Source organism: Variovorax sp. 01T432 (assembly GCF_056398605.1).
Map to the genome: position 1 here is coordinate 59591 of NZ_JBFTPS010000015.1, position 17905 is coordinate 77495.

17 protein-coding genes are annotated in these 17905 nt (G+C 69.8%); 15 read left to right on the top strand and 2 right to left on the bottom strand.

Going from position 1 to position 17905, the window contains the following annotated elements; all coding sequences use genetic code 11:
* Positions 1-23: 23 nt before the first annotated feature.
* Positions 24-1175 (top strand): Acg family FMN-binding oxidoreductase, encoded by a 1152-nt coding sequence (locus tag AC1DNF_RS13975; protein WP_478149201.1) that lies wholly within the window; start codon positions 24-26, stop codon positions 1173-1175.
* 42 nt (positions 1176-1217) lie between these two features.
* Here AC1DNF_RS13975 and AC1DNF_RS13980 read toward each other — a convergent pair whose 3' ends face one another.
* Positions 1218-2177, bottom strand: coding sequence for a DUF3616 domain-containing protein (locus AC1DNF_RS13980; protein ID WP_478149202.1), 960 nt, complete (start codon positions 2175-2177; stop codon positions 1218-1220).
* 110 nt (positions 2178-2287) lie between these two features.
* The gene (locus AC1DNF_RS13985) at positions 2288-2542 is read right to left on the bottom strand and encodes a hypothetical protein (protein ID WP_478149203.1); all 255 of its coding nucleotides are present in this window, start codon (positions 2540-2542) and stop codon (positions 2288-2290) included.
* A 268-nt stretch (positions 2543-2810) separates the two neighbouring features.
* Between AC1DNF_RS13985 and AC1DNF_RS13990 the strand changes: the two genes are divergently transcribed.
* From AC1DNF_RS13990 to AC1DNF_RS14055, 14 genes are all read left to right on the top strand, one after another.
* Positions 2811-4472 (top strand): carboxylesterase/lipase family protein, encoded by a 1662-nt coding sequence (locus AC1DNF_RS13990; protein ID WP_478149204.1) that lies wholly within the window; start codon positions 2811-2813, stop codon positions 4470-4472.
* A complete protein-coding gene (locus tag AC1DNF_RS13995; protein WP_478149205.1) occupies positions 4469-5692 on the top strand; it encodes a multidrug effflux MFS transporter in 1224 nt (407 codons plus the stop codon). The genes AC1DNF_RS13990 and AC1DNF_RS13995 overlap by 4 nt, the downstream gene beginning before the upstream one ends.
* A gap of 84 nt (positions 5693-5776) precedes the next feature.
* Positions 5777-6943: a hypothetical protein gene (locus AC1DNF_RS14000; protein ID WP_478149206.1), complete on the top strand. Its 1167-nt coding sequence runs from the start codon at positions 5777-5779 to the stop codon at positions 6941-6943.
* Between the two features lie 58 nt (positions 6944-7001).
* Positions 7002-7760, top strand: coding sequence for a PAS domain-containing transcriptional regulator (locus tag AC1DNF_RS14005; protein ID WP_478149207.1), 759 nt, complete (start codon positions 7002-7004; stop codon positions 7758-7760).
* Positions 7761-7953: 193 nt separating this feature from the next.
* On the top strand, positions 7954-8817 hold the full coding sequence (locus tag AC1DNF_RS14010) for an FAD binding domain-containing protein (RefSeq protein WP_478149208.1): 864 nt from the start codon (positions 7954-7956) through the stop codon (positions 8815-8817).
* Positions 8818-8843: 26 nt separating this feature from the next.
* Positions 8844-9335, top strand: coding sequence for a (2Fe-2S)-binding protein (locus AC1DNF_RS14015; protein ID WP_478149209.1), 492 nt, complete (start codon positions 8844-8846; stop codon positions 9333-9335).
* Entirely contained in the window at positions 9332-11746 is a 2415-nt protein-coding gene (locus AC1DNF_RS14020; protein ID WP_478149210.1) for an aerobic carbon-monoxide dehydrogenase large subunit, read from the top strand. The genes AC1DNF_RS14015 and AC1DNF_RS14020 overlap by 4 nt, the downstream gene beginning before the upstream one ends.
* Positions 11747-11774: 28 nt before the next feature.
* Positions 11775-12425: an SRPBCC family protein gene (locus AC1DNF_RS14025; protein WP_478149211.1), complete on the top strand. Its 651-nt coding sequence runs from the start codon at positions 11775-11777 to the stop codon at positions 12423-12425.
* Positions 12426-12431: 6 nt separating this feature from the next.
* The gene (locus AC1DNF_RS14030) at positions 12432-13337 is read left to right on the top strand and encodes an AAA family ATPase (protein ID WP_478149212.1); all 906 of its coding nucleotides are present in this window, start codon (positions 12432-12434) and stop codon (positions 13335-13337) included.
* Positions 13334-14500, top strand: coding sequence for a vWA domain-containing protein (locus tag AC1DNF_RS14035; RefSeq protein ID WP_478149213.1), 1167 nt, complete (start codon positions 13334-13336; stop codon positions 14498-14500). The genes AC1DNF_RS14030 and AC1DNF_RS14035 overlap by 4 nt, the downstream gene beginning before the upstream one ends.
* Positions 14501-14561: 61 nt before the next feature.
* On the top strand, positions 14562-15443 hold the full coding sequence (locus tag AC1DNF_RS14040) for an XdhC family protein (RefSeq protein ID WP_478149214.1): 882 nt from the start codon (positions 14562-14564) through the stop codon (positions 15441-15443).
* A 1-nt stretch (position 15444) separates the two neighbouring features.
* Complete coding sequence (locus tag AC1DNF_RS14045) at positions 15445-16119, top strand: nucleotidyltransferase family protein (protein ID WP_478149215.1); 675 nt, start codon at positions 15445-15447, stop codon at positions 16117-16119.
* A 19-nt stretch (positions 16120-16138) separates the two neighbouring features.
* Positions 16139-17260, top strand: coding sequence for a hypothetical protein (locus AC1DNF_RS14050; RefSeq protein ID WP_478149216.1), 1122 nt, complete (start codon positions 16139-16141; stop codon positions 17258-17260).
* Positions 17261-17282: 22 nt separating this feature from the next.
* Positions 17283-17876 (top strand): 2'-5' RNA ligase family protein, encoded by a 594-nt coding sequence (locus AC1DNF_RS14055; RefSeq protein WP_478149217.1) that lies wholly within the window; start codon positions 17283-17285, stop codon positions 17874-17876.
* The last annotated feature ends 29 nt before the right edge of the window (positions 17877-17905 follow it).

The window sequence follows — 17905 nt, forward strand, 5'->3', positions numbered from 1 at the left end:
GCGCCGACCCCCCGGAGCCCTCCATGGACCGACGTCGATTCATCCGCCTGAGTTCCGGCGGCACCATCGCCGCGGCCGCCTCCGGCTGCAGCCAGCAGATGCCCGCGGACGCGATTGCCGCGTGGAAGGGCCCCGGGTCTGAGCCCGATGTCCGCCGCTGGATTCTGGGTTACGCCATCCTCGCGCCGCACTCGCACAACCTGCAGTCCTGGCTCGTGGACCTTCGCACCGCCGACGAGATCCTGCTGCGCTGCGACCTCGGACGCCTGCTGCCCGAAACCGATCCCTTCTCCCGCCAGATCATGATGAGCCACGGCACCTTCCTGGAGGTACTGGACATCGCGGCGCGCGAGCGCGGGCTGAAGGCCGAGATCGCATTGTTTCCGGAAGGTCCCTTCGGGCCGGAGAAGATCGATCGGCGCCCGGTCGCCCGCATCCGCCTGACGGCGGACGCGAGCGTGCGCAGGGACCCGCTCTTCGCCCAGATCCTGAATCGCCGGACCAACCGCAGCCTCTACGACCCGGGCCGCCCGGTGCCGCGGGAGGCATGGCAGGCCATGGCACAAAGCGTGCGGCCGAATCCCCTGCGCTTCGGCTTCGTCGGGCCGGATCGGCCCGAGGTCCTGCAGCGGCACCGCGCCATCGCCGACGAAGCCTGGCGCATCGAACTGACGACGCCGCGCACGGTCATGGAGTCGTACAAGGTGCTGCGCGTGGGCGCGGCCGAGATCGAGGCGCACGCTGACGGGCTCTTCGTGCTCGATGCGCTGCCCGTGATGATGAGCCGGCTCGGCCTGTTCGACCGCAGCAAGCCCCCGGCGGCTGACGACTACGCCACCACCAGCCAGATCAAGGACTTCAGCCGCAAGCTGGATTCGACGCCGGGCTTCCTGTGGATGGCGACCGAGGACAACGGCCGGGTGACCCAGGTGAACGCGGGCCGTGCCTACGTTCGGGTGCAGCTCGCCGCCACCGCCTTTGGCGTCTCCCTGCAGCCGCTGCAGCAGGCATTGCAGGAATATCCCGAACAGGCAGCACCCCATGCGGCCATTCGGAGCCTGCTCGGAGCCACGCGACCTGCCCAGACCGTGCAGATGTGGGCTCGCGCGGGCTTTGCCCCGCCCATCGGCCCGGCGCCGCGCCGAGGCGTCGATGCCCAACTGGTCCGGGCCTGATCGGCCGCCCATCCGGGTCGGCCGGTCCGCGCCGCGCACCACCTACTTCAGGGGCACGCGAATCGCCTGGAAGCTCGGGAGCCTCGGATCGCAGCGCGCACCGTCGTCGCTCAACGCCAAGGCGAAGTCGGTGTCCGGCATCACGACCAGCGCCTCGGGGCTGAACCTGGGCGGAAATGCGACGCCCGTCAGGGCGGGTGCATCGGTTGCGACGCCGCTCCACTTGTAGAGCGCGAAGCTGCCTGCGTCGGCGACAGGCCCGGCCACGATCCAATAGGCGCCGCCGCCGCGATCGATGCTTCGAATGCCGCGCTTGCCGAGATCGAGCAATATCGGCACGCCGAAATCCGGCTTCTGGTTGCCGCTGACCACCGGTCCCGGGTTGCGGATCGGCACCAGCAAGGCCTTCCCCTCGACCAGGGGGTTGCGAAAGCCGAGCAACAGGCTGCCCTCCGGCGTGGCGGCAAGCCCCTCGATGTTGAGACCATCGGGCGCCTCGGGCGCGATGCCGGCGGCCTTGCGCAGCGGAAGCGACTTCAGCGCCGGGGCCGAGATCAGGTCGTCGAGCAGATCGACGTAGGGCTTGCCGAAAGGCTTCAAGGTCGGCGGCGAAACCGTCGAATCCAGCTGGGTCGCGAAAAGGCGCCTTCGCCATTCCCGCGCCTTGCCCTTCGATGTGAGGCTGTGGGAGGAGGACCAATAGACCATTTCGCCGATGCGCGCAGCGGCTTCGAGGTCCGCTGCCTTGTCGCCGGTGCCCAGGAAGTCGGACAAGGGAATCGGCGGTCTTGCCGGCTTGCTCGTGCCCAGGCCATAGATCAGCAACACATTGCTCTCGTCCTCGGCCACCGCGAAGTACCGGGTGTCGAGTGCCGCCGCCGCGGAGGCTTCGCAGAAACCGTCGTAGTGCTCGGCGGCCGCGTGCGCCGGAAGGAAAGCGAGCCCCAAGGCCACGCCGAGGAGTGCCTGCCGGGGAGGGCAGGCGACGAGATGGATTCGCATGACTTTCTCCTGCCCGCGTCGCCCGTGCGAGCGGTCGTTCGTTCTAACCGCTGCTGTGCGGGCTCGCAAGCAGCCTGAGCAATGGGGGGCCGCGCGCGCGGGCCGGTATCTCATGCGGCGGCCGGCTCGAGCCGGCGTTCGATCGAGCGATCGCTGATCGGGAGGTCCAACAGTACCGAGGCCGCGCCGAGAGCGATGGCGATCGCCCACATCCACGCATAGGAGTGCGTCGTGTCATAGATACTGCCGCCGAGCCAGGCGCCGAAGAAACCTCCCAGCTGATGGCCCAGGAACACCAGGGCGAACAAGGTGCCGATGTAGCGCACGCCGAAGACCTGCTCGACCACGCCGCTGGTCAGCGGCACGGTTCCCAGCCATGTCGCGCCCATCACCAGGGCGAAGACATACAGGCTCGCCAGCCTGATGGGCAGCGCGAGCGGGCGGGCTGAGCGTGCGTCCCGGCGCCGAGAACGGGGGCAGAATCCAGGCGGGGCAAAGAGGGTTTCACAGCACCACAGGAGGCAAGACCATGCCACGTCACCCATGGCTCATGGCCACATGCGCCGCGCTTCGTTCGTCGCGGCTCGACGCGCGCGAAGGCGATGAAGAGCCCGCGGGCGGCGGAGGTCGGCCGTGATCCGAACGACCCACCTCGGCCCGATCATCGGTACCGACGACTCGGCATCCACGGGCACCTTCTTCTGGAAGGGCGTGCCTTTCGCCAGACCGCCGACGGGCCCGCTGCGCTGGAAGGCGCCGGCGGAGCCCGACCCCTGGACCGCGCCTAGGGACACCAGGCACTTCGGCAATGCCAGCGCGCAGTACGGCCGCCTCTTCGGACCCGGCGCGAACAACACCTACGACGCGACCATCGGCACCACGCTGAACCAGGTGGTCGGCAGCGAGGACTGCCTCTACCTGAACATCTGGCAGCCGTCGGAAGGCGGCAGCGGCCTCCCGGTCATCGTCTTTGTGCACGGCGGCAGCAACGTCTCGGGCTACACGGCGGATCCGGTCTACGACGGCGCCGCGCTCGCGAAGGCGGCCCAGGCCGTGGTGGTGACGCTGAACTACCGCCTCGGCATCTTCGGCTTCCTGAACCTGCCGCAGCTTAAGGGCAGCGGCGACGCGAACACCGACTCGGGCAACTTCGCGCTGCTCGACATCTTCAAGGCGCTCCAGTTCGTCAACCGCAACATCTCGCAGTTCGGCGGCGACCCGGGCAAGGTCACCCTGATGGGCCAGTCGGCCGGCGCCATCAATGTCTATGCGCTGATCACATCGCCGCTGCTGGTCGATGCCAGTCCCAGCCTGGTCCATCGCGCGGTGCCGCTGAGCGGCGGCCTGTCGCTGGCGAGCAATCTGCCGCCCGGCTCGATACCCACCCTCAACCCGGCCTCGGCCGCGCTGGCGCAGGGGCAGGCATTGCTGGTCAACCAGTTGATCGCCGACGGACTGGCCACCGATGCGGCGAGCGCCCAGGCGTACATCGGGACGCAGACCGGCCCGCGGATCGCGGACTACCTGCGCTCGAAGAGCGCCTCGGACCTGCTCGGCACGCTGATGACCAGGCTCGCGCCGGCGGGGCTGGCGGGCTCCGGCCCCATTCCCGACGGCGCCGTGCTGCCCACCGATCCCATCGCCGCCATCAACGCGGGCAACTACCTCCGGGTGCCCCTTCTAGCCGGAACCACGCGCGACGAGGCCAAGCTGTTTCCGACCTTCCTCGCACTGTCTCCGGCACTGGGCGGCGCCAGCGGCCGCCTGGTCAGCGATGCCACGCTCTTCTCGACGCAGTTCGGCTACGACCCCGACGCCGCGCCCGCCGTGAGCGTCGAGCAGTGGATTCCGGCGCAGTACCTGCCGGTGGACACGCCGGAGACCGGCTTCAACGCGAAGACCGATCTGCTCAACCAGCTCTTCTTCATCGCCAGCCGCGACAACATCCTCGGTGCGCTGAAGTCACGGCAAGAGGAGGTCTGGTACTACCGGTTCGACTGGGACGAGGAGCCGGCGCCGTGGAACGACATCTACGGTGCCGCCCATGCCTTCGATCTTCCCTTCGTCTTCGGCAATTTCGGCCCCTCGCTGTTCGCGCGGGTCACCAACAGCAGCGCCAACCGGCCGGGCCGGCTGGCCTTGTCCGAGGCGATGATGAAGAGCATCGGCGCGTTCGCGAAGAACGGCGATCCGAACGATGCCGCGCTCGGCGCCACCTGGCCCACCTGGCCGCGCACACTTGTCTTCGACGCGACGGCGAACGAAAGGCTGATCTCGGTGCAGCAGGGACGATGAGAGCCGACGACCCGGGTCACGCGCCCGACACGGTCCCGGCCCGCCTGCCCGAGGTGCCGCTCTGGCTGCTCGCGCTGTTCACTTTCAGCGGCACGCTGGCGATGCACATCTTCGTGCCCGCGCTTCCATTCGCGGCCGAAGGCCTGGGGGCCAGCCCGGGCGCGATCCAGCTCACCATCAGCCTCTACATTGCCGGACTCGCGATCGGGCAGCTGGTGTACGGCCCGGTGTCGGACCGCTTCGGAAGACGACCGACGCTGATGTTCGGCCTCGCGCTCTATACCGTGGCAGGCCTTGCGGCGGCCTTGGCGCCCAGCGCCGGGGCGCTCATCGTTGCGCGCCTGTTCCAGGCCCTGGGGGGTTGTGCGGGCCTGGTGCTGGGGCGCGCCATCGTGCGCGACACGAGCGCGTTCGAGGATGCCGCGCGACGCCTCGCGCTGATGAACCTCATGGTGGTGATCGGACCCGGCGTCGCCCCGATCGTTGGCGCCACGCTGGCGGCGACGCTGGGCTGGCGTTCGATCTTCTACGCGCTGGCCGCGCTCGGCTTGCTCAACCTGTTCTTCAGCTGGCGCCTGCTGCCGGAGACCGGGGGCGCGACGACCGGCGCCAACACCAGCGTGGCGGCGCTGGCGCGCAACTACGCGCAGCTGCTTAAATCGCCGCGTTTTCTCGGCTACGCCATCGGCGGCGGCTGCGCGACCACGGCGATGTATGCCTTCATCGCGGCCGCGCCCTTCATCTTCGTCGATCAGCTGCATCGGCCCGTGCATGAGGTCGGCTTCTATCTCGCGCTGCTGATTTCCGGCCTGGGCCTCGGAAGCGTCCTGGCCACGCGCCTCATTCGAAGGGTCAGGATGCGCCGCCTGCTCGTCGGCGCCAGCGCGGTCAGCGTCCTGGCGGCGCTGGCATTCCTCGCGGGCGCAGGGCTGGGGCTGTTGAACGTGCCGTGGGTCGTCGGCACGATGTTTCTCTTCACCATGGGCGCCGGTGTCGCCTCGCCGGCCGCGCTCACCGAGGCGATCAGCGTGAACCCGCTGGTGACGGGCTCGGCATCGGGCCTGTACGGGTTCACCCAGATGGCCGTCGGCGCCCTGTGCACGGCGCTTGTCGGTCTGGGCGCCGACCCTGCGCTGTCGGCGGGACTCGTGCTCGCCGGGGCGGGCATCGTGGGGCAGGCCGCGTTCTGGATGGCGTCGCGCGAGACGGGCGCGCGCTGACCGAACGGCCTACCCAATTTCGCTGATTCGCGGCCGTGCGCGCCAGCTCAGAATCGGCGAGTCGGGTCTCATCCGAGGGTCATGATGCAATTCAGGCGGCTTCGAACGGCATGCGTGTTCTGCCTGCTCGGCTGGCTCTTCGCGGCCTCCCTCCACGCCGCCGAGCCCGAGTGCATGAGCGCCGACCTCTGCCTGGGGATGTGGGCGGGCGGGAAGTGCATTGAACGCCCCGCGCAGCCCAACGAAGCCACGACGCCGACCTACGGACTGGACGATCGCTTGCGCATCGACGTCAAGGGCGGCTGCTACCAGAAGCTGGACGCGCTGCTCAAGAGCAGGACGCGGGACACCGTGCCCGTCACGCTCTTCCTTCGTGGCATCGAGATGCAAGGCCTGCCGCTGACCTTGTCCCAGGGCACGAGCGACCAGGCCACGCTGAGCTTCCTGTTGCGCCGCAATTCCCAGGACGAAGCCAACCGCGACGCGTGGACGAAACTCCTGGGATCGCAACACGGCGGAACGCGGCGCGTGATGGACGTCGCCGTTGCCATGGGGCCGGGAATCCCGGTCAGTGTGCCGAATGCCGCGAGCGCCGGGAGCACCATCGCGTTCGAAGTCCAGGATGGCACCCGGCTCCACTGGATCATCGGGCTCAGCATCCTCGTCTTCGCGCTGATGTACGCCTGGTTCATTCTCAGTCCGGGCATCCTGCGGGATTCGAGGGGCGGCCCCTACAGCCTGGGCCGCGCGCAAATGGCGTTCTGGTTCCTGCTCGTGCTCACCTGCCTGGTGGCCATCTTCTTCACCACGGGAAGCCTGGAGCGACTGCCGTCCCAGGTCTTGATCCTGCTCGGCATCAGCAGCGCGACCGGCTTCGCGGCGAGAGTCGTCGGCAACACGAAGAACACGGGCCTCGAGGCGGAGAGAACCACGCTGCTGGCCGCGCAAGTCGCCAATCCGGCGGGGTTCGTGGCCGGCGGCGGCCCGGCCCGGCTGGCCGCGATCGAGGCGGCACTTCATCCGAATGCGCTCAATTCCTGGAAGAACTTCCTCAAGGACATCTGCAGCGACGGCGACGGCGTGAGCATCTATCGGGTGCAGGTCGTCTTCTGGACGCTGACTCTGGGCGGCTTCTTTGTCTGGACCGTGGCGCAGGTGGTCGCCATGCCGGAGTTCCCCACCGAACTGCTGACGCTGCTCGGGATCAGCAACAGCACCTACGTCGCCTTGAAGGTGCCGGAGAGTACATGACCCGCTCGCGCGCGCACCCAAAGAGTGCTTCAATGGGGCTTCCACCGGAGGCCAGATCTTGGACACCCGAATTCAAAGCCGCAGCCCCTTGTACCTGCTCGAGCGATCCGATGTCGGGGTGGTGCAGCTCGATCGCGACCTGACGGTCGTGGCCATGAACAGCTTCGCGCGCCGCGCGCTGCCGGTCGAGGACAAGCAGCCCTTCGAGAAGATGGTGCTGTCCTTCCATCCCGAGCGTTCGCAGTCCAAGGTCAAGTTCCTGCTCGATCAGGCCGAGTGCCCGGTGAGCAATCCGCCGCCGATGACGATGATCATCAACATCCCGGAGCGGGTCCTGCTCATCAAGGTGACGAAGCTCTCCGACCTGCGCGGCGACACGGCCGGCTACACGCTGATCTTCTACGACATCACCGAGCTGGTCAGCGGCGAGGAGCCGGCGGCGCAGAAGCCGCAGGCCAAGCGCCAGCTGCAGAAGATCCCGACGGTCTCGCAGAACCGCATCGTGCTGGTCGACGTCGAGACGGTGACGTACATCCGCTCCGAGGGGCACTACACCTGGGTGAGCACGGCGCAGGGCGCGAGCTTCTGCAACCTCAACATCAGCGACCTGGCCGAGCGGCTGGACGGCGCGTCCTTCCTGCGCATCCACCGCAGCTACCTGGCGAACCTCGACTTCGCCGAGCAGATCCTGCGCGACGAGGGCAAGGTCAGCCTCAAGCTGCGCGGCGAAAGTAACGCCCTGCCGGTGGCGCGCACCAGCGTTCCGCGCCTGCTGGAACAACTGGGCATTGCCGAGGTCGAAAGCCTGCGCAGCTGAGGGCGGCCCATTCGGGATAACCCGCGCCGGGCTTTCCGGCGCGGCGGTTCATGCGCCGATCGCCGCATTTCGTGCGCCTGCCACGCCGGTTCGTGCGCCTGGGGCCTGCGCCTTGGCGGGTCGTCTTAACTTCAACGTCAACACAGCGGGCCAGGAGCCTCGCTGCCTGCCGCCACGATAGGAGACAACAAAGATGATTCCTCCCGCTTTTGCCTACCACGCGCCTCGCTCGGTGGCCGACGCCATCCACCTGCTCGGCGAGTTCGGCGGCGACGCCAAGCTGCTGGCCGGCGGCCACAGCCTGCTGCCGATGATGAAGCTGCGCTTCGCGCAGCCGGCGCACCTGATCGACCTGAACCGCATCGACACGCTGCGCGGCATCCGCGAGGAGGGCGACATCGTGGTGATCGGCGCGATGACGGTCGAGAAAGACCTCATCATGTCGCCCGTGCTGCAGCGCAGGGTGCCGCTGCTGCCGGAGGCGGCGCGTCAGATCGGCGATCCGCAGGTGCGCAACCGCGGCACCATCGGCGGCGACATCGCGCACGGCGATCCGGGCAACGACCACCCGGCGCTGTCGATCGCGCTGGACGCCGTCTTCGTGCTCGAAGGGGCCGGCGGCCGGCGCCAGGTTGCCGCCGACGGCTTCTTCCAGGGCACCTACATGACGGCGATGGCGGAGGACGAGATCCTGATCGAGATCCGCGTGCCGGCCTTCGCCCCTGGCACCGGCTATGCCTACGAGAAGCTCAAGCGCAAGACCGGCGACTGGGCGACCGCCGCGGCCGCGGTGGTCCTTCGCATCGACGGCGGCAACGTGAGCCATGCGCGCATCGCGCTGACCAACGTGGCGCCCACCGCGCTGCGCGCGCCCGACGCGGAGGCCGCGCTGCTGGGCAAGCCGCTGAGCGAGGCCAGCATCGCCGACGCGGCCGCCAAGGCCGTCGCCATCTGCGATCCGGCCGATGACCTGCGCGGCGACCGCGAATACAAGTTCGCCATGACCCGGCAGATGGTCATGCGCGCGATCGCCAAGGCAGCCACGCGCTGCAGCTAGAAGAAACGACAGGATCGGAGACCCCCATGAGCAAGACCATCGTCAGCCTCGACATCAACGGCAAGCACATCGAGAAGGCCGTCGAGCCGCGGATGCTGCTGGTGCACTTCCTGCGCGAGGAATGCCATCTCACCGGTGCGCACATCGGCTGCGAGACCACCCACTGCGGCGCCTGCACCGTCGACATCGACGGCGAATCCGTCAAGAGCTGCACCCACCTCGCCGTGCAGTGCGAGGGTTCGGAGGTGCTGACAGTGGAGGGCCTGGCCCAGGGCGGCGTGCTGCACGCGGTGCAGGAGGGCTTCTACAAGGAGCACGGCCTGCAATGCGGCTTCTGCACGCCGGGCATGCTGGTGCGCGCCTACCGCTTCCTGCGGGAGAACCCGAATCCGACGGAAGAGGAAGTGCGAGCCGGCATGAGCGGCAACCTGTGCCGTTGCACCGGCTACCAGAACATCGTGAAGGCGGTGCTCCACGCCGCCGCCAAGCTGCAACAGACAGAGAAGGTGGCCGCATGAACGCCCCGATCGATCCCAAGCTGCTGGAACGCAGCGCCGCGCTGCAGGGCCTCGGCGAGAGCCGCCTGCGCAAGGAAGACGCCCGCTTCATCCAGGGCAAGGGCAACTATGTCGACGACATCAGGATGCCCGGCATGCTGCACATGGACATCGTGCGTTCGCCCGTGGCCCATGCGCGCATCAGGAAGATCGACAAGTCCGAGGCGCTGAAGGTGCCCGGCGTGATCGCCGTGCTGACCGCCGAGGACCTCAAGCCGCTCAAGCTGCACTGGATGCCGACGCTGGCCGGCGACGTGCAGGCGGTGCTGGCCGACGAGAAGGTGCACTTCCAGATGCAGGAGGTGGCGGTCGTGATCGCCGAGGACCGCTACGCCGCGGCCGATGGCGTCGAGGCCGTGATCGTCGAGTACGACGAACTGCCGGTCGTGATCGATCCCTTCGAGGCGCTCAAGCCCGGCGCGCCGGTGCTGCGCGAGGACCTGGCGGGCAAGACCGAGGGCGCGCACGGCAAGCGCGACCATCCCAACCACATCTTCACGTGGGAGGCCGGCGACAAGGCGGCCGCCGATGCGGCCTTCGCCTCCGCGCCGGTCACGCTGAAGGAGCGCATCTTCTACCCGCGCGTGCATCCCTGCCCGCTGGAGACCTGCGGCTGCGTCGCCAGCTTCGACCCGGTGCGCGGCGAGCTGACCACCTACATGACCTCGCAGGCGCCGCACGTGGTCCGCACGGTGGTGTCGCTGCTGTCGGGCATCCCGGAGTCGAAGGTGCGCATCATCTCGCCGGACATCGGTGGCGGCTTCGGCAACAAGGTCGGCGTGTATCCGGGCTATGTGTGCGCGATCGTCGCGAGCATCGTGCTGGGCAAGCCGGTCAAGTGGATCGAGGACCGCATCGAGAACATCTCCAGCACGGCCTTTGCCCGCGACTACCACATGGACGGCGAGATCGCGGCCACGCCGGACGGCAGGATCATCGGCCTGCGGGTCGAGGTGCTCGCCGACCATGGCGCCTTCGATGCCTGCGCCGACCCGACCAAGTACCCGGCCGGCATGTTCCACATCTGCTCGGGCTCCTACGACATCCCGGCGGCCTGGTGCAGCGTCAAGGGCGTCTACACCAACAAGGCGCCGGGGGGCGTGGCCTACCGCTGCTCCTTCCGCGTGACCGAGGCGGTCTATGTGATCGAGCGCCTGGTCGACATCCTGGCGCAGAAGCTGGGCATGGACAAGGCCGAGATCCGCGCGAAGAACTTCATCCGCAAGGAACAGTTTCCCTACACCTCGGCCTTCGGCTTCGAGTACGACTCCGGCGACTACCACCCCGCGCTGCAGAAGGTGCTCGACGCCTGCGACTACAAGGGCCTGCGTGCCGAGCAGGCGGCCAAGCGCGCCGACCCGAACTGCCCGACCCTGATGGGCATCGGCCTGGTGGCCTTCACCGAGGTCGTCGGCGCGGGGCCGAGCAAGATGTGCGACATCCTCGGCGTCGGCATGTTCGACAGCTGCGAGATCCGCGTGCACCCGACCGGCAGCGCGATCGCGCGCATGGGCACCATCACCCAGGGGCAGGGCCACCAGACGACCTACGCGCAGATCATCGCCACGGAACTCGGCATTCCCTCCGAGGTGATCCAGGTGGAGGAGGGCGACACCAGCACCGCGCCCTATGGCCTGGGCACCTACGGCTCGCGCTCGACGCCGGTGGCCGGCGCGGCGATCGCGCTGGCGGCGCGGAAGATCCACGCCAAGGCGCGCAAGATCGCCGCCCACCTGCTCGAGGTCGGCGAGAACGACCTCGACTGGGAGATCGACCGCTTCAAGGTCAAGGGTGACGACAGCCGCTTCAAGTCCATGAAGGACATCTGCTGGGCCGCATACCACCAGGCGCCGCCGGGGCTCGAACCCGGCCTGGAGGCGGTCCACTACTACGACCCGCCCAACTTCACCTTCCCCTTCGGCATCTACCTGTGCGTGGTCGATATCGACCGCGGCACGGGCGAGACCAAGGTGCGGCGCTTCTACGCGCTCGACGACTGCGGCACGCGCATCAACCCGATGATCATCGAAGGCCAGATCCATGGCGGCCTGACCGAAGGCTATGCCGTGGCGATGGGCCAGCAGATGCCCTTCGACGCGCAGGGCAACCTGATGGGCAACACGCTGATGGACTACTTCCTGCCCACCGCCGTGGAGACGCCGAAATGGGAGACCGACCACACGGTGACGCCGTCGCCGCACCACCCACTGGGCGCCAAGGGCGTGGCGGAATCGCCGCACGTGGGCTCGATCCCGACCTTCACATCGGCGGTGGTCGACGCGTTCGCGCACCTCGGCGTGAAGCACATGGTGATGCCGCACAGCGCCTACCGCGTCTGGCAGCAGTTGAAGCAGAGCGGCGTCGCGCTCTGAGCGGCGAAGAACGGGAACAGGGACAAGGATGGAAGTCAAACTCGACAAGCGCTACCCGCTGGCGGTGGACGGCGCCCGCGCCTGGCGGATGCTGCGCGACGTGAAGGCGGTTGCCGGCTGCATGCCCGGCGCCGCCATCACCGAGCAGATCGACGACACGCACTACAAGGGCAGCGTCAAGGTCAAGGTCGGCCCTGCCGGCGCGGCCTTCGCCGGCGACATCGAGGTGCTCGCGCTCGACGAGGCGACGAAGACGCTGCGGCTGCTGGGCAAGGGCGCCGACCGCGGCGGCTCCTCGGCCTCGATGGACCTCACGGCCACGATCGAGCCCGGCGACACCGCCGCGGCCTCGGTGCTGGTCGGGCAGGCCGCGGTCATCGTCAACGGCAAGTTCGCGCAGTTCGGCGGGCGGATGATGGTGCAGGTGTCCGACATGCTGCTGGCGCAGTTCGTCGACAACTTCGGCGCCGCGGCGGCGGCGTTGCCGGGGCCGCGGGATGGCCCTGCCGCCGCGGAAGCGGAATCTGCCGCCGGCAATTCCGCTGCCGCCTCCGCCGCCGAACCCGCCGCCGTCGCGCCGACGCCCCAGCCGACACGGGCCAACGAGATCAACGCGCTGGCCATCCTGTGGGGGCTGATCAAGAGCTGGTTCGCGGGCCTGTTCGGCAAGCGAGCCTGATCGCCCATGACCGAAGCCGAGCTGCGCGAATCGCTTCACCGCGCCGGCTACATCGCCGACGAGGCGCTGGCCACGACGCTGTGGCTGGCCGGCGAGCTCCAGCGGCCGCTGCTGGTCGAGGGCGACGCGGGCGTCGGCAAGACCTCGCTGGCCGCCGCGCTGGCCCGCGCGCGCGGACAGGCCCTCGTGCGGCTGCAGTGCCATGAGGGGCTGGACCTGTCGCAGGCCGCCTACGAGTGGAACTACGGCCGCCAGCTGCTGGCGATCCGCCTGCACGAGACGCAGCCCCAGGGCATGAAGGAAGCCGACCTCTTCGCGCGCGACTACCTGCTCGAACGGCCGCTGCTGCAGGCCATCTCCAGCGACGCGCCCTGCGTGCTGCTGATCGACGAGGTCGACCGCGCCGACGAAGCCTTCGAGGCCTTCCTGCTGGAAGTGCTGGGCGACTACCAGATCACGGTGCCCGAACTCGGCACCATTCGCGCGAAGCACGTGCCGCAGGTCGTGCTGACCAGCAACGGCACGCGCGAGCTGTCCGATGCGCTGCGCCGCCGCTGCCTCTACCACTACCTCGAATACCCGACGCTCGCGCGCGAGATCGCGATCGTGCGCGCCACGCTGCCGCACGCCGAGAGCGCGCTGGTGGAGCAGGCGGTGGCCTTCGTCCAGCGGCTGCGCCGCGACGACCTGGGCAAGACGCCGGGTGTGGCCGAGACGCTCGATTGGGTGCGCGCGCTGCACCGGCTGGAGTTCAAGGCGCTGCCCGACGATCCGCACGCGCTCGTCGGCACCTTGTCCTGCCTGCTGAAGACGCGCGAGGACCGCTTCCTGCTCGGCGAGGAGCGCGTGCGCCAGCTCATCGAGGGACGGCGCGCGGTCGGCGTGGCCGAGAAGAGCCCGCAGCCCCCATGAGCACCGTGGCCAGACCGCTGGAGAGCATCGCCGGATTCGCGGCGCTGTTGCGCGACCACGGCCTGAAGGTCGGCGTGGCGGAGCAGCAGGCGATGGTGGCCGCGGCGCTGCGCGTGCCGGTCGAACGCGCGTCGCGGCTCGATGCGGCCTGGCGCTCGATCGCCTGCCACGACGCGCGCGACTGGCGGCGCTGGCCCGAGCTGTTCGAGCGCTACTGGTATCCGCAGCGCGCCAAGGGCAAGGCCCGGATCAGCGGCGAGACGCGGCCCGCGCGCAACCTCCAGCAGCTGGTGAAGAGCCTGCACGACAGCCTGGAGGGCAAGCCGCCCGCCTCGCGCCGCCCGGCGGCCGACACCGCCCTGGAGGCGCCGCTGGTCGAACCGGAGGAGGGGGCCCTGTCGCGCGCCCAGGGCGGCGCCAGCCGCGTCGACGCGCTGCACGACCGCGCGCTGTCGCAATGGCTGCCGCAGGATCTCGCACAGCTCGAACGCCTGGCCGAGCAGATCGCGCAGCGCCTGCGCAGGCGCCTCACGCGCCGCTGGCACGACGACACCCGTGGCCGCCGCCTCGACGTGCGCCGCACCTTGCGCGCCAGCCTGCGCACCGGCGGCCTGCCGATCCATCCGGTGTGGCGCGCGCCGCGCCGCGAATGGCCCCGCCTGTTCATCCTGGTCGACGTCAGCCGCTCCATGGAAACCCATGCGCAGCTCTTCCTGCGCATCGCGCGCGCCTTCGTCTCGGCGATGAATGCCCGGGTGTTCGTCTTCCACACCCGGCTCGCCGAAGTCACGCCGCTGCTGCGCAGCGATTCGGCGGCGGTGCAGGAGAAGGTCAACGCAGTCACCGCCGGCTTCGGCGGCGGCACGCGCATCGCCACCAGCATGGCCGATTTCCATGGAGCGCATGCGCGTGCGCAGCTCACGCGCAACGCGCGTGTCTGGGTGCTCTCCGACGGCTTCGACGCCGATGCGCCCGGGCGCTTGGCGGAGGAACTCGCGCGGGTGCGCGGCCGTGGCGCGCGCATCCATTGGTTTCATCCCACCGATGCGCCACCGGCTTCGCAGGCGATGGAAGGCGTGGTCGCGCATGGCGGCCTGGTCGAACGCTTCCTGCGCCTGAACAGCCTGCGCGATCTGGCCGAGCTCGCGCAGCATCTGCGATGAACGACCGCTCGCCCCTCCGATCCAACCGATGCATCCCCCAGGGGATGCCAAGGAGCTTCACATGAACTCAGTCGATACCGTCTTCGACACCGCGCGCCGGCTGCAGCAGGCGGGCACGCCCTATGCGCTGGTCAGCGTGATCAAGGCGCTGGCGCCGGCATCGGCCCATGCCGGCGACAAGGCGATCGTGACCGCCGACGGCAATTTCCATGGCTGGGTCGGTGGCGGGTGCGCCCAGCCGGCCGTCGTGCGCACGGTGCGCCAGGCGCTGGCCGACGGGCAGGCCCGGCTGATCCGCATCGCGCCGACGGATGAAACGCGGGAAAGAGACCTCGGCGACGTGCTGGAGTTCGGCATGGCCTGCCACTCCGGCGGCACGCTGGAGCTGTTCGTCGACCCCGTGCTGCCGCTCGCGCACCTGGTGGTGATCGGCGCCTCGCCGGTCGCGGCCAGCCTCGCGCAACTGGCGCCGCGCGTGGGCTTCACGGTCACCCTGGTCGCCCAGGACGCCGAGGCCGGCGCCTATCCGGATGCGCAGCAGGTCATCGACCGCGACGACATCGCCACCGTCGGGCCGCGCATCGCGCCCGGCGCATGGGTGGTGGTCGCTACGCAAGGCCGCCGCGACGTGCAGGCGCTGCGCCTGGCGCTGGCCTTGGATGCGCGCCAGGTGTCCTTCGTCGCCAGCGCGCGCAAGGCGCAGGTGCTCAAGGATTCGCTGGTCGCCGCGGGCTCGGATGCCGACGCGGTGGCCGCGATCGTCGCGCCCGCCGGCTATGCGATGCCGGCCACGACGCCGGAGGAGATCGCGCTGTCGGTGCTGGCCGCCGTTGTCGCGAATCGGCGCGGCAGCGCGGCGCCCGCCGCCGACCCGCCGCGCAAGGCGGTGGAAGCGGTCCCGACGCCCGTCCTCGCCGGCTCGTCTTCCTGCTGCGGGCACTGACATGGGCTGCATCCTCAAAGGCGGTGGCGGCCTCTACGCCCGGGTGGTGATCGGTGCCGTGCTGCTGGCGGCGGGCGCCGGCAGCCGGCTCGGCGGCCGGCCGAAATCCCTGCTCGAACTCGGCGGCGTGCCCCTGATCCGCAGGCAACTGATCGCGCTCTCCGGCGCGGGCGTCGACGAAGTGGTGGTGGTGCTGGGCCACCATGCCGAGGCGATCGAAGCGGCGGTGCGCGAATTCCCGGTCACCCTGGCGCGCAATCCGTCGCCGGACGACGGGCAGGCGTCCTCCGTTCGCGTCGGCCTGCAGGCGCTGACCGGAAAGCTCGACGCGGTGATGGTCGCGCTGGCCGATCAGCCGCTGATCAATGCGCAGGACATCACCGCGCTGATCGGCGCTTTCAAGAAGCGAGGCGAGGCCTCGATGGTGGTGCCGAGGGTGGCGGGGGAACCGGGCAATCCGGTGATCTTCGACGCCGCGCTGCGTGACGAATGGCTGGCCGGCGATGCCGATGCGGCCTGCCGGCGCTGGCGAGACGCCAACCCGACACGCGTGCGCTGGTTCGACACCGACAACAGCCGCTACCGGGTCGACATCGACACGCCGGAAGACCTGCAGCGATTCACCGAGCGGACCGGCCACGCGCTGCGCTGGCCCGCCGCGCTCGCGACGGCCTGAAGCGAAGTCGGGCCGCGTCGTGACGCCACTCGAAGCCGGTCTGCCTCCGTGGCGCCTGCAGGGCGCACGGGCGACTGCCTGGGCCTTGTTGCTCGGCGGCTGGGTCGGGTTGGGCAGCCTGGCACAGACGCTGGCTGCGGGGCCTGCGGCCGCCTTCGCAGTGCTGGCGCTCTGGCTGCTGGCGCTGGGGGGCTGCGCGCGACTGATCGGCCGGCTGCGGCCGTCTGCCTTGTTGCTGCGCGGGCTGCTGGTGCTTGCGGCATCGCTGGCGGCCTGGGCGCTGTCGGCCGCGCTGCACGGCGGCGGGCTCGCGGCGCTGCTGGCGGTGGCACTGGCCTGGGCGCTGCTCGTTGCGCTGGCCTCGTCGGCCGTGCGCGCCTCCCGCAAGGCCGCGCGCGCGACGCCGCGCCCACCCGTCGGCGCCGCGGCCTGCGGCGCCGCGCTGGCCTGGGGCTGCCTCGGCGATCCGACGGACCTGAGTGCGTTGGGCCTGCGGCTGATGGGCGGCGCCTTCGTCGCTTGCGTGATGCTCGCCGTGCTGATGCCGGTGCGCGCGGGCACGGTCGGCGGATGCGGGGCAGGGCTCTTCGATTGCTCGCTGCCCGGCTGGCAGCCGCGCGACTGGCGCGAGCCGCGGCGCTGCCCGGTGCTGCTGGCTTCGCTGGTGATGCTGCCGATGATGTGCGGCCTGCCGCTGATGCTGAGCCTGTGCCGCAGCGATGCGGTACCGCCGCAGGCGGTGCTGGGCGTGCACTTCGCCGCGATGTTCGTGCCTGCCCTGGTGGCCATCGGCCGGCCCGCCATCCTGGCTGCCGCGCCAGGCGTCTGCGCGGCGCTCCTGGCGCTCGGCGCAGGGGCCTTGGTGCTCATGCCGGGCCCCCAGGCGTGGTGGGTGCTCGTGCTGGCCCACGGCGCCGCGTGGAGCATGGCCTGGGCGGCGCAATTGGGCGATCCCGCCTGGCGCGGCGCCCGCGCCTCACCGCTCGTCGGCGCGATGCTCAACGCGCTGTTCGCGTGGCTGCTGGGGCTGGGCATTGCGGCCGTCGGGCTCCAGGCGCTCGCGGGATGGCACCTTGCCCTCGGGCTGGTGGCTGCCCTGGCCTTGATGGCCCGCCCCATCCGGCGGCTGCGATCGCATTGACCCAAGGCGGGAAACGCGGCGCATGGAAAAACGGACAAGACAAGTTCCGCCGGAGGGCGTCGATGCCGCGCCGCGGGCGACCGATCGGCTGTTCCTCGCTGTCGTTCCTGACTCGCGGACCGCCGCGCGCATCGAGGACCTCACGCAGCGGCTGCGCGCCGAACATGGGCTGAAGGGCAGGTCTCTGGGGATCGAACGCTTCCATGTCACCCTGCATTTCGTGGGCGACTTCGCCGGGCCGCGGCCGGACATCGTCGATGCCGTGCGCGAAGTGGCGGCAAGCGTGGCGCAGCGGCCGCTGCCGGTGGCGCTCGACCGCGTGGCGAGCTTCTCCAGGCGGGGGCGCAGGGCGCCGCTGGTCCTGCTGGGCGGGGATGGCCTGCTTGCGTTGACCTCGTTTCAGCAAGTCCTGGAGAACACGATGACAAGCGCCGGGCTGGGGCGGGCGTCGTACCAAGGCTACACGCCGCACCTCACCCTGCTGTACGACGGCCTCCAGCTGGCCGAGCAGGCGATCGAGCCGATTCATTGGCTTGCGCGCGAATTCGTCCTGGTGCGCAGCCTGATCGGGAAGAACCAGCATCTGCCGATCGCGCGATTTCCCTTGCGGGGCTGAACATCGGCGCTGCGGCCGCGTGCCGACTT

Excerpts from the sequence above, each read along its gene's own strand:
- AC1DNF_RS13975 (WP_478149201.1), top strand. The coding sequence starts at position 24 with ATGGACCGACGTCGATTCATCCGCCTGAGTTCCGGCGGCACCATCGCC.
- AC1DNF_RS13980 (WP_478149202.1), bottom strand. The coding sequence starts at position 2,177 with ATGCGAATCCATCTCGTCGCCTGCCCTCCCCGGCAGGCACTCCTCGGC.
- AC1DNF_RS13995 (WP_478149205.1), top strand. The coding sequence starts at position 4,469 with ATGAGAGCCGACGACCCGGGTCACGCGCCCGACACGGTCCCGGCCCGC.
- AC1DNF_RS14000 (WP_478149206.1), top strand. The coding sequence starts at position 5,777 with ATGCAATTCAGGCGGCTTCGAACGGCATGCGTGTTCTGCCTGCTCGGC.
- AC1DNF_RS14010 (WP_478149208.1), top strand. The coding sequence starts at position 7,954 with ATGATTCCTCCCGCTTTTGCCTACCACGCGCCTCGCTCGGTGGCCGAC.
- AC1DNF_RS14015 (WP_478149209.1), top strand. The coding sequence starts at position 8,844 with ATGAGCAAGACCATCGTCAGCCTCGACATCAACGGCAAGCACATCGAG.
- AC1DNF_RS14020 (WP_478149210.1), top strand. The coding sequence starts at position 9,332 with ATGAACGCCCCGATCGATCCCAAGCTGCTGGAACGCAGCGCCGCGCTG.
- AC1DNF_RS14025 (WP_478149211.1), top strand. The coding sequence starts at position 11,775 with ATGGAAGTCAAACTCGACAAGCGCTACCCGCTGGCGGTGGACGGCGCC.
- AC1DNF_RS14030 (WP_478149212.1), top strand. The coding sequence starts at position 12,432 with ATGACCGAAGCCGAGCTGCGCGAATCGCTTCACCGCGCCGGCTACATC.
- AC1DNF_RS14035 (WP_478149213.1), top strand. The coding sequence starts at position 13,334 with ATGAGCACCGTGGCCAGACCGCTGGAGAGCATCGCCGGATTCGCGGCG.
- AC1DNF_RS14040 (WP_478149214.1), top strand. The coding sequence starts at position 14,562 with ATGAACTCAGTCGATACCGTCTTCGACACCGCGCGCCGGCTGCAGCAG.
- AC1DNF_RS14045 (WP_478149215.1), top strand. The coding sequence starts at position 15,445 with ATGGGCTGCATCCTCAAAGGCGGTGGCGGCCTCTACGCCCGGGTGGTG.
- AC1DNF_RS14055 (WP_478149217.1), top strand. The coding sequence starts at position 17,283 with ATGGAAAAACGGACAAGACAAGTTCCGCCGGAGGGCGTCGATGCCGCG.